Source organism: Arthrobacter sp. HMWF013 (assembly GCF_003061105.1).
In the GTDB taxonomy this organism is placed as follows: Bacteria; Actinomycetota; Actinomycetes; order Actinomycetales; family Micrococcaceae; genus Arthrobacter.
The window spans coordinates 1-9,682 of sequence record NZ_QAIQ01000517.1 but is presented as its reverse complement, the minus strand read 5'-3'; the positions used below and the strand labels follow the sequence as shown (position 1 = coordinate 9,682).

The following is a 9,682-nucleotide window of genomic DNA, read 5'->3' as shown; positions in this document are numbered from 1 at the left end:
GGCCAGTCCGAGGAAAAGCCTCCGGTCAAGATTTATTGACATCATGGTTCCTTTCGATTGTTACGTTGGGGATTTCGCATCTGATGTGAAGTGCGACGGCGGCCGGCGGGTCAGCCGGTAACGCTGCCTTGGGTGAGCCCTGCAACGATGTAGCGCTGCAGGGCTGCGAAGACCACGAGTATGGGGACAATGACCAGGACCGCGCCGGCCATGAGGATGCCCCACCCGGAGGCGTTGCTTTCGGAGTTCTGCAGCAGGGTCAGTCCCACGGGCAAGGTCATGGTTTCCGGGCGGTCGGTGATGATGAGCGGCCAGATATATTCGTTCCACTCACTGACCACCGTCACCAGCGCCACTGTGGCAATGGACGGAACAGACACGGGCACCACAATCTGCCACAGGCGCCGCCAATGGCCCGCGCCGTCAATCTCGGCCGATTCCAGGATGGAAGCCGGCAGGGTCATGAAGTGCTGGCGCAGGAGGAACGTTCCGAACGCCGTTCCCAGCCCCGGCAGGATGATGCCCCAGAGGGTGTTCTTGCCCCCCATGCCCGCGATCAGGATGTAGTTGGGCAGGATGGACACCTGCGGCGGCACCATCAGGGCCACGAGGATCAGCATGAAGATGATGTTCTTGAACGGGAACCGTACGAAGACCAATGCGTAGGCAGTCAGGATGGCCAGCAGCACTTTCACGGTGGCCCCAACCACAGTCACGATTGTGCTGTTGATGAAGAACTGGGCGAACGGCACGGTGGTCATCGCGATGTTGTAGTTCTGGAAGTTCAGGCTTTCCGGCAGGATCTTCAGGTCCATGGTGATGATCTCGCCGGGTTGCTTAAACGAGCTCAGGATCATCCACAGCAGAGGCAGGAAGACCACCAGGGTGGCGAGGATCAGCGGAATGTAGCCGCCGGCAATCGTCCTCATCAGGTTCGGCAGTGAGAAGGGACGGTCCCGGGGCACGAAGGCCTCTTTTTCGGCCACCGGTGGGAGCGTGGGGTCCGGGTTGACCGGCGATAGCGAACTCACGAGTAGTGCACCTTCCGTTCCACGAAGCGCAGCTGGAGGACCGTGATGACCAGGAGGATGGCGAACAGGACCACGGAGATCGCGGCAGAGTATCCGGCCCTGTTGAATGCGCCGAAGGCCTGCAGGTATGCCTCGTAGATCAGGGTGCTGGTGCCGGCTCCCAAGGGGGTCATGATCCGGATCAGGTCAAAGGCCTGCAGGGAGCTCAACAGGGTGGTGATGAGGAGGAAGAAAGTGGTGGGGGACAGCAGCGGGATGGACATGCTCAGGAACCGTTTGAATCCGTTTGCCCCGTCCAGCGCCGCCGCCTCCATCACGTCCTGGGGAAGGGACTGAAGGCCGGCCAGGTAGACCACCGCGCAGTAGCCGAGGTTCTTCCATACATAGACCAGGATGACCATGACCAGGGACAGCTGAGGGTCATTGATCCACTGAGGGCTCTGCTGGCCAATGCCGCGAAGTATCCAGGCCAGGACCCCGTAGCCGGGATCGAAGATGAACAGCCATACCAGGCCCACACCCACGCCGGACAGCACATAGGGAGCGAACACGGCGGAGCGGGCAAAGGTGGTTCCGCGGACACGGGAGTTCAGGGCCAACGCTATGAGGAGCCCCAGGATCATGGAACCGCCCACTGTCACCAGCGTGAATACCGCAGTGGTCCCGAGTACCTTCGAGGCGTCGTCGCTGGTGAAGAAGGTGACGTAATTTTCGATCCCCACGACGGTGGCCGAGGCGGACCCCAGCGTCCAGTCCAGCGTTGAGTAGTAGATGTTGCTGATGAGCGGGCGGTAGGTGAACACCGCAATCAGCAAGAGGTTGGGGAGGGCGAGGGCAAGGAAGACGAAGAAATCACGGCGTGAGCGGCCGGACCAGCGTCGCCGGCGGAGTTCTCCCGGTGTGCCTGACGGTCCGGGAGGTACCGGCGGGCTGGTCGACGGAGTCGAGGCGAGTTGACGCGTCATTCGGTTCTCTAACGGACAGGGCCTGCTTGTGGCCGGCCGGGCGGGCAAGGGGTCTAGCCATACTTCACCACAGTGATGGTGGGCCGAACCCTCGCATAAGCCCTCGTCAGAGGTTTATTGTTGAAGGCTTCATCGCCCGCTAATGCTGTGTTCGTTGCAGTATTGCACAACGTTCGCTTTAAGGCCCGGAGGCCGGCAATCGAGCACAATGGGAGCCATGGGAGCAATCACGGACGTGCAGGGGATACGCGTGGGCCACGCCGGCAAAACCGGGGACGGCTGGCTGACCGGGGTGACGGTGGTGCTGCCGCCGCCAGGCACGGTGGGCTCGGTGGACGTGGCCGGGGGAGGACCCGCCACCCATGAGACCGATGCCCTGGACCCCACCACGCTGGTGTCCACGGTGGACGCCGTTGTCCTGACCGGCGGCAGCGCCTACGGCCTGGCCTCCGCCGGTGGAGCCCAGCAGTGGTGTGAGGAAAATGGCCGGGGCTTCGCCGTGCCCGGGGGAGTGGTGCCGATCGTTCCGGCCGCCGCGATTTTCGACCTGGGCCGCGGCGGCGACTTTTCAGCGCGCCCGACGGCGGACATGGGCTACGCGGCAACCGCCGCCGCCGCTGCGCAGGAGGAAGGGCACGACGTCGGACGCGGAAACGTGGGAGCCGGCACCGGTGCACTGATCGCCAGGACCTACAAAGGCGGGGTGGGTACGGCTTCGGTCACGCTCGAGGACGGCGTGGTTGTGGGGGCGCTGGCTGTGGTTAATGCGCTCGGTCTGCCGCTCGTCGACGGGCGGCAGGAGCCGCAGCCCTCCGCGCGCTCGGTCGTGCCGCCCCACGAGCCCCCTAACCTCGCAAGCTCGGCCAGGGAACCCGGCCCGCGTGGGCCCACCTTAGGCGCGCGCTTCCGGGCTCCGGAACCTGCCGACCGGTCGGGCGCTCCGCCGCTTAACACCACCCTCGTTGTGGTCGCTACTAACGCTGTCCTCGATGTGGCGGAGTGCAAGCGGACTGCTTCTGCGTCCCAGGCTGGCATTGCGCGGGCCCTCAATCCGAGCCACACCTTGGCGGATGGGGACGTGGTCTTTTGCCTCGCTACCGGGGAAGTGGCACTGGACCGGAGTACTGAAACTGCGCGGCAGGTGAGTCTCATTACCCTGCAGAGTGCGGCAGCCGACGTCGTACGCCTGGCGATCCTTGACGCGGTGGACAGCGCGGAGGCGGTCATAACTCCTGCCGGTGAATATGGTGCGTTCGGACGCCCGGTGCGCTAACATACTGGATTTAACTTTCTCGCCAAAGTGGCGTAGTGTTGTTTGTTGGTTGTCTGCCCTGCTGTGCCCTGTCTGGGGCCAGAGGTGATAACCGATCCACCAAAAAAGTTCGTGGTCATGTCCGGTGCAATCCGGCAGGGCCGCGGCAAACAACAGTTAGCGGAGGGTATGGCCAAGAAGGACGGGGTCATTGAGATCGAGGGCGTTGTGACTGAGGCGCTGCCTAACGCGATGTTTCGCGTTGAGCTGACCAACAAGCACATCGTACTTGCACACATCTCAGGCAAGATGCGCCAGCACTACATCAGGATTCTCCCTGAGGACCGGGTAGTGGTGGAACTGAGCCCTTATGACCTCACTCGGGGTCGTATCGTCTACCGCTACAAGTAAATTCTGGGCAGTCTCAGCATGAGCTGAGCGCTGCTCCAGATGACCAACTGCCACACGCAAAGGAACGCCATGAAGGTCAAGCCGAGCGTCAAGCAGATCTGCGAAAAGTGCAAAGTGATCCGCCGTAATGGCCGGGTCATGGTGATCTGCGAGAACCCGCGCCACAAGCAGCGCCAGGGCTAATTTCCCTCCCGAGGGAAATCCTGGGTTGCTAACCCACGCAAGTAAATAAAAGGCAGCACAAGCTGAATTGGGACGCATGAGCCCGGACAGCTAACCCCCGGTCGGAGGCTGGGGCCGCACAGAACGTGCGGGTGTACTGCCTACGACCTCCGGTTTATTCAAGGAGCACTGCCACTATGGCTCGTCTCGCTGGCGTAGACATTCCCCGCGAAAAGCGGTTGGAAATTGCGCTTACTTACATCTACGGCGTGGGCAAGACCCGTGCACACGAAACCCTGGCTGCCACTGGCATCAGTGCTGACGTCCGCGTTAAGGACCTCACTGACTCCCAGCTGGTGGAACTTCGTGACTACATTGAAGGCAACTACAAGGTTGAGGGTGACCTTCGCCGCGAAGTAGCAGCAGATATCCGCCGCAAGGTTGAAATCGGCAGCTACGAAGGTATCCGCCATCGCAAGGGCCTGCCAGTACGCGGACAGCGTACGAAGACGAACGCACGTACCCGCAAGGGCCCGAAGCGTACCGTGGCCGGCAAGAAGAAGGCCCGTTAAATCCCTCGGGATTAACCGGCTCCCCAATAACTTTCTGTAGGAGAAAAAATGCCCCCGAAGACTCGTGGCGCGGTTCGCAAGCCGCGTAAGAAGGACAAAAAGAATATCGCGCTGGGCCAGGCGCACATCAAGAGCACTTTTAACAACACCATCGTGTCCATCACGGACCCGAACGGCGCTGTTATCTCTTGGGCTTCCTCAGGTGAGGTCGGCTTCAAGGGCTCACGCAAGTCCACCCCGTTCGCTGCCCAGATGGCTGCCGAAGCTGCTGCCAAGCGTGCCCAGGAGCACGGCATGCGCAAGGTTGACGTTTTCGTCAAGGGACCGGGTTCAGGCCGCGAGACCGCAATCCGCTCGCTGCAGGCCGCTGGCCTGGAGGTTGGCTCCATCCAGGACGTCACCCCCGCAGCGCACAACGGCTGCCGTCCGCCGAAGCGCCGCCGCGTCTAAGGCTTTTCCCGCAGCTGCGAGCTTGCCCGGACCGTCAATGGTCCGGGCAAGCCCAGCCGCGTTAAGTCTTCAGACCGCATTTCCACCACCTGTGTTGCGTCATATAGCGGATGCTCGCCGAAAGGAAACCTAAGTGCTCATTGCACAGCGCCCCACCCTCTCCGAAGAGGTCGTCTCCGAAAACCGCTCGCGTTTCATCATTGAACCGCTGGAACCGGGCTTCGGCTACACACTCGGAAACTCCCTCCGCCGTACCCTGCTCTCCTCCATCCCCGGCGCTGCTGTCACCAGCATCCGGATCGATGGCGTGCTGCACGAGTTCACCACGGTTCCGGGTGTCAAGGAAGATGTCACTGAGATCATCCTGAACATCAAGAGCCTGTCGGTCTCCTCCGAGCACGATGAGCCGGTTGTTGCTTACCTGCGCAAGCAGGGCCCCGGAGTCGTCACCGCCGCGGACATCGCTCCGCCGGCCGGCGTCGAATTCCACAACCCGGATCTGCACATTGCCACCCTGAACTCGAAGGGCAAGTTCGAACTCGAACTGACCATCGAGCGCGGCCGCGGCTACGTTTCGGCAGCTCAGAACAAGTCCGGCGATTCCGAGATCGGCCGTATCCCGGTCGACTCGATCTACTCGCCGGTGCTGAAGGTTACTTTCCGCGTGGAAGCAACCCGTGTTGAGCAGCGCACTGACTTCGACAAGCTCATTGTCGACGTCGAGACCAAGCAGGCCATCGCCCCGCGCGATGCCGTTGCTTCGGCAGGTACCACCCTGGTGGAACTGTTCGGTCTGGCCCGCGAGCTGAACACCGCAGCTGAAGGTATCGAGATTGGCCCGTCGCCGACGGATGCTGCCCTGGCAGCAGACATGGCACTGCCGATCGAGGATCTGGACCTCACGGTCCGTTCCTACAACTGCCTCAAGCGTGAGGGCATCCACACCGTGGGTGAACTCGTAGCCCGCTCCGAGGCTGACCTGATGGACATCCGTAACTTCGGTGCGAAGTCCATTGACGAGGTCAAGGCAAAGCTGGTTGAACTGGGCCTGTCCCTCAAGGACTCGCCTCCCGGTTTTGACCTCGCAGCACGCGCCGCCGCAATTGAAGAGAACGACGCCGACTTCGGCGACGACGAACTCTAAAACAGATCTTGGCCGGCGGGCACCATGGTGTGCCCACCACCGGCTTCCATATGAGGAGAAACAATTATGCCTACCCCCACTAAGGGTCCGCGCCTCGGAGGCGGCCCGGCTCACGAGCGTCTTATGCTCGCGAACCTGGCAGCAGCACTGTTCGAGCACAAGCGGATCACCACCACGGTGACCAAGGCCAAGCGGCTCAAGCCGTACGCCGAGCGCCTCGTGACCTTCGCCAAGCGCGGCGACCTGGCTTCACGCCGTCGCGTGCTCGGCCTGATCAGCAACAAGGGCATCGTCCACGAGCTGTTCACCGACATTGCCACGGCAGTGGAGAACCGCGATGGCGGCTACACCCGCATCACCAAGATCGGCAACCGCAAGGGCGACAACGCTCCCATGGCTGTCATCGAACTGGTCCTCGAGCCGGTTTCCGCCAAGCAGGCCGTTGTAGCCGAGGCTACAACTGCTGCCAAGCGCGACGCCGACAAGAAGGAAGCTGCTGCTGCCGCTCCGGCTGCTGACGAAGCTGCTGAGGCCGAGGTCGTTGAGACCGAAGCTCCTGCCGCCGAAGAAGCCGCTGAAGCCAAGTACGCCGGCTCCAAGCCTGCTACGGCTGACAACGTTGCCCCTGAGGGCTTCGCGGTCAAGGGCAACGAGGACTCCATGAAGTTCCACGTTCCCGGCTCACGCTGGTACGACTCCACCACCGCTGAAGTGTGGTTCGACTCTGCTGAGTCCGCCGCAGCTGCAGGCTTCGCGCCTGCCGGTGGCGACGCTGCACAGGCCGTCGAAGCTGAGTAATCAGCTCTGACGCTCCAGTAGACTTGAGTCTATGAACGACCAAAAACCCGCGGCCCCCGTTACAGGGGGCGGCGGGTTTTTGCGTGTCCGGCTTGATTTGTCGTACGACGGCGGCCCCTTCAGCGGGTGGGCAGTGCAGCCGGGCCTGCGGACCGTCCAGGGCGTGCTGGAAGAGGCGCTGGCGCTGCTGCTCCGCCGGCCGATCCGTGTGACGGTTGCCGGGCGGACCGACGCCGGCGTGCACGCCCGCGGACAGGTGGTCCACCTGGACCTGACGGACGCCGAGTGGCTGGGACTGCCGCGCGGGCACGAACTCGATCCCGCCGTCGCGCTTCTCCGCCGTCTGCGGGGTGCGCTGAGCAGGGGGCTGGGGGATCTGACCGGTGCCATCGAGGTGCACCTGGTGTCGCTGGCCCCTGCAGGCTTCGACGCCCGGTTCTCCGCGCTGTGGCGGCGCTACAGCTACCGGATCGCGGACGGCCCGGCCCTGTGGGATCCGCTGGAACGCTACTTCACGCTGTGGCATCCGAACCCGTTGGACGTTTCACTGCTGAACGAGGGCGCTTCGAAGCTGCTGGGGCTGCAGAACTTCCTCTCCTTCTGCAAACCGCGGGAAGGCGCCACCACCATCCGCGAACTGCAGCGCTTCGAGTTCGCCCGCAGTGAGGACGGCGTCATTGTGGCCACCGTCCAGGCAGACGCCTTCTGCCACAACATGGTCCGGGCTCTGGTGGGCTCCGCACTGTACGTGGGGGAGGGCATCGAGGAGCCGGGCTGGCTGCACGAGCGGCTGCTGGCCCGGAAACGGGACGCCAAGTCCATCCTGGCCGCGCCGCATCCACTGGTGCTGGAGGAAGTGGCCTACCCCTCCGACGACGAGATGCTGGCCCGTGCCGAGCTGACCAGGGCAGTGCGGCAACACTAAGCATCTTTAGGGTGCAGTGGAATCCAATGTGTAACCCGTGTCATAGTTATTGACTTTTCAAACCCAAACCCAAATAGAAGTGTCATCTCCCGTTTCGCCTTGTACGGTATACAGAGTTGGAGTGGTTGAGGGGATTAGCGCTGGGCTGATGGGGGCCTCTTCCACCTGGCAACAGGGAACGCAATGGAAGATCTTGGGGTAGCAGTAGTAATTGAAGACGATGCGGATATCCGCAACCTCCTTGAGGGAGTATTGCGGCAAGCGGGATTCGAGGTCCATACAGCGGCCGAGGGCCGTGAGGGTGTCGAAGTTGTCCGGCACAGCAAAGCGCAGGTCATTACCCTCGACATAGGCCTTCCGGACATTGACGGTTTTGAGGTGCTTCGGCGCATCAGGTCGTTCAGTGACGCCTACGTCGTGATGCTGACCGGCAGGACGGAAGAGCCGGATCTGCTCTCCGCGCTGAACGCCGGCGCCGATGACTACATTGCCAAGCCGTTCAGGCCGCGCGAGCTCCGGGCGCGGGTTGCCGCGATGATGCGCAGGCCGCGCCAGGACATCACCCATCCCCACCAGCCCGCCGTTGCCTGGCCGGTTCCTCCGGCCGCGCCGGCGTCACTGGTTCACCCCGGCGTCCTGGAACACAACGGACTGGTGCTGAACTACCGGACCCGCACTGTGGTGATCGGTGAAGCAAACCTTGGGCTCACCCGCAGCGAGTTTGACCTCCTGCACACGTTGCTCCGCGGAGAGGGTGCCGTGTGCACCAGATCGGACCTTGTACGGGCCGTCCGGGGCGACCTGTATGAGCACGACGCCTACATCAGTGAGGCCGATGAGCGGGCGGTGGAAGTGCACATTGGCAACCTGCGCCGCAAGCTCCGGGAGGATCCGCTGTCACCGCGTTGGCTGCAGACCGTGCGGGGTGTGGGGTACCGGCTGGCGCCGAAACGGGCGGACCTGCCGGTCTGGCCGGGGCTGGGCTAATCGTTTTTCAGGATGTAGTTGGCCTGGAGTTCGGAGACGGTGTGCAGGCCATGCTGGGCCACACGTTCCAGTAGGACCTGGCCTTGGATGAAGTCGGTCCTTCGGATGGCGTCTTCCAGGGCCTGGGCCAGCACCGCGAGGCGGAGGCCGCCCACCATGGTTGAAGCGATCCGCAGGCTGATGACGGCGTCCAGGGCGGCCGGGCTGTCCTGGACGTTCACTGCGGCCGAGAGCTTGCCGAAGCGCTGGTCCCACAAGGCGGCATAGTCGCGGGCAAATTCCTGTGCGAGCTGAGGCCCGTCCAATTCTTCTTCCAGCTCTGCCAGGATCTCCAGTTCAACCCACCGCGGTTCGGGGGCGCCTGCCGTTAGGTAGCCTGCACCTGAGTCCGTTGCTCGGCCCGCTGCTGCCGCCGGCTCTGCAGGGTCACCCCCGCTGCTGGAGGTGTGTGGTGGACTGTCCATGCTTCAAGGCTACTTCCTGTTGATACTCGGGGCCCTGTTTTCAGTAGATCCTGTGGAAACCTTGAGTCATTGTTTGCCGGGGTCTTTAAGCCGTCACTGGCTGCTGAATGTGACAACCGTGTTGATAACTGCGGGGCCGAGAATTGCGATGAAGAGGACGGGGAAGATAAAAAACAGCAGCGGAAAGAGGATCATCACCGGGAGTTTCATCGCTTTTTCTTCCGCCCGCTGCCGGCGTTTGATCCTCATGACCTTTGCCTGGATCCGCAGCACCCTGCTGATGGCAATTCCGTACGTGTCCGCCTGGACCACCGCTTGGACAAAGCTTCGCAGCTCCGGGATATTGGTCCGCTCAGCCAGTGCCTGGTACGACTCCCGGCGGCTGCGGCCCACCTGCATGTCCTGCAGGGTGCGGACCAGTTCCTCCGCCAGCGGCCCCTTGCCGTTTTCACCGGCCCGGGCCATCGCCCCCTCGAAGCCCAGGCCTGCCTCCACGGAAATCAGCATCTGGTCCAGGGTGT

13 protein-coding genes are annotated in these 9,682 nt (G+C 62.8%); 9 read left to right on the top strand and 4 right to left on the bottom strand.

Features of this window, described 5'->3' with window-relative positions; all coding sequences use genetic code 11:
- Nucleotides 1-110 precede the first annotated feature (110 nt).
- Together DBR22_RS18080 and DBR22_RS18075 are read right to left on the bottom strand one after the other, a co-directional pair.
- Nucleotides 111-1,031 carry a carbohydrate ABC transporter permease gene (locus tag DBR22_RS18080; RefSeq protein ID WP_108600152.1) on the bottom strand — a complete coding sequence of 307 codons (921 nt, stop codon included), beginning with the start codon at nucleotides 1,029-1,031 and terminating at the stop codon, nucleotides 111-113.
- Complete coding sequence (locus tag DBR22_RS18075) at nucleotides 1,028-1,996, bottom strand: carbohydrate ABC transporter permease (RefSeq protein WP_181365239.1); 969 nt, start codon at nucleotides 1,994-1,996, stop codon at nucleotides 1,028-1,030. Before DBR22_RS18075 ends, DBR22_RS18080 begins: the two co-directional genes overlap by 4 nt.
- A gap of 217 nt (nucleotides 1,997-2,213) precedes the next feature.
- Here DBR22_RS18075 and DBR22_RS18070 point away from each other — a divergent pair, with 217 nt between their 5' ends.
- The 9 genes from DBR22_RS18070 (at nucleotide 2,214) to DBR22_RS18030 (ending at nucleotide 8,697) form a co-directional block, all read left to right on the top strand.
- Nucleotides 2,214-3,269 (top strand): P1 family peptidase, encoded by a 1,056-nt coding sequence (locus DBR22_RS18070; protein ID WP_108600153.1) that lies wholly within the window; start codon nucleotides 2,214-2,216, stop codon nucleotides 3,267-3,269.
- Between the two features lie 168 nt (nucleotides 3,270-3,437).
- A complete protein-coding gene (infA, locus tag DBR22_RS18065; RefSeq protein WP_009358723.1) occupies nucleotides 3,438-3,659 on the top strand; it encodes a translation initiation factor IF-1 in 222 nt (73 codons plus the stop codon).
- Nucleotides 3,660-3,728: 69 nt separating this feature from the next.
- Complete coding sequence (gene rpmJ, locus DBR22_RS18060) at nucleotides 3,729-3,842, top strand: 50S ribosomal protein L36 (RefSeq protein ID WP_009358722.1); 114 nt, start codon at nucleotides 3,729-3,731, stop codon at nucleotides 3,840-3,842.
- Nucleotides 3,843-4,018: 176 nt separating this feature from the next.
- Nucleotides 4,019-4,393, top strand: coding sequence for a 30S ribosomal protein S13 (gene rpsM, locus DBR22_RS18055; RefSeq protein ID WP_104062624.1), 375 nt, complete (start codon nucleotides 4,019-4,021; stop codon nucleotides 4,391-4,393).
- Between the two features lie 48 nt (nucleotides 4,394-4,441).
- The gene (rpsK, locus tag DBR22_RS18050) at nucleotides 4,442-4,843 is read left to right on the top strand and encodes a 30S ribosomal protein S11 (RefSeq protein WP_018769149.1); all 402 of its coding nucleotides are present in this window, start codon (nucleotides 4,442-4,444) and stop codon (nucleotides 4,841-4,843) included.
- A gap of 133 nt (nucleotides 4,844-4,976) precedes the next feature.
- Nucleotides 4,977-5,987: a DNA-directed RNA polymerase subunit alpha gene (locus DBR22_RS18045; RefSeq protein WP_108600151.1), complete on the top strand. Its 1,011-nt coding sequence runs from the start codon at nucleotides 4,977-4,979 to the stop codon at nucleotides 5,985-5,987.
- Nucleotides 5,988-6,053: 66 nt separating this feature from the next.
- Nucleotides 6,054-6,785, top strand: a complete 732-nt coding sequence (rplQ, locus tag DBR22_RS18040; protein WP_108600150.1) for a 50S ribosomal protein L17, sunset domain variant — start codon at nucleotides 6,054-6,056, stop codon at nucleotides 6,783-6,785.
- Between the two features lie 31 nt (nucleotides 6,786-6,816).
- A complete protein-coding gene (locus DBR22_RS18035; protein WP_108600149.1) occupies nucleotides 6,817-7,710 on the top strand; it encodes a tRNA pseudouridine synthase A in 894 nt (297 codons plus the stop codon).
- Between the two features lie 183 nt (nucleotides 7,711-7,893).
- Nucleotides 7,894-8,697, top strand: a complete 804-nt coding sequence (locus DBR22_RS18030; RefSeq protein WP_108600148.1) for a response regulator transcription factor — start codon at nucleotides 7,894-7,896, stop codon at nucleotides 8,695-8,697.
- On the opposite strand, the gene DBR22_RS18025 is transcribed toward DBR22_RS18030, so the two are convergent.
- Both DBR22_RS18025 and DBR22_RS18020 read right to left on the bottom strand, forming a co-directional pair.
- On the bottom strand, nucleotides 8,694-9,161 hold the full coding sequence (locus tag DBR22_RS18025) for a hypothetical protein (protein WP_108600147.1): 468 nt from the start codon (nucleotides 9,159-9,161) through the stop codon (nucleotides 8,694-8,696). The genes DBR22_RS18030 and DBR22_RS18025 overlap by 4 nt on opposite strands.
- Before the next feature lie 93 nt (nucleotides 9,162-9,254).
- The coding region (locus DBR22_RS18020) for a type II secretion system F family protein (RefSeq protein ID WP_146187562.1) at nucleotides 9,255-9,682 on the bottom strand (428 nt) is incomplete at its 5' end.